1 protein-coding gene is annotated in these 652 nt (G+C 74.8%); it reads left to right on the forward strand.

The genetic code is table 11. The annotated features are described in order from the left end of the window. The coding region (locus E4099_RS32640; protein WP_135342678.1) for an acyltransferase domain-containing protein at nucleotides 1-652 on the forward strand (652 nt) is incomplete at both ends.

A 652-nucleotide genomic window follows, 5' to 3' on the forward strand; every position in this document is an offset into this window, starting at 1 on the left:
GTCCCCTTCTACTCCACCCTCACCGGCGGCCCGCTGCCCCACGGCACCGTGTTGGACGCCACGTACTGGTACGAGAACCTGCGCCGCCCGGTGCGCTTCCAGGACGCGGTACGCGCGCTCAGCGACGACGGCCACCGCCTGTTCATCGAGGCGTCCCCGCACCCCGTCCTGCAGATCGGCATCCAGGAGACCCTGGACGAGGCCGGCGCCGGCGGCACCGCCATCGGCACCCTCCGCCGCGACCACGGCGGCTGGGACCGCTTCCTCACCGCACTGTCCGAGGCCGCCGCGCACGGCGCCATCCCGGACGCCGACGCGCTCTTCGACGGCCACCACCCCCGCACCGTCGAACTGCCCACCTACGCCTTCCGACACCGCCGCTACTGGCTCACCCCCAAGGCCCCCGCCACCGACGCCGCGGACCTCGGGCTGGACACCCTCGACCACCCGCTACTCGGCGCCGCCACCGCGACCCCCGACGGGGGCCTGCTGCTGACCGGACGGGTCTCCTTGGACCGCCACCCCTGGCTGGCCGACCACGCCGTCACCGGAACCGTCGTCCTGCCCGGCACCGCCCTCACCGAACTGGCGCTGCGCGCCGGGCAGGCCGCCGGCGCAGCGGACCTCGAAGAACTCACCCTGGAAGCCCCCC

This window comes from Streptomyces palmae, from assembly GCF_004684805.1.
GTDB classification, from domain to species: domain Bacteria; phylum Actinomycetota; class Actinomycetes; order Streptomycetales; family Streptomycetaceae; genus Streptomyces; species Streptomyces palmae.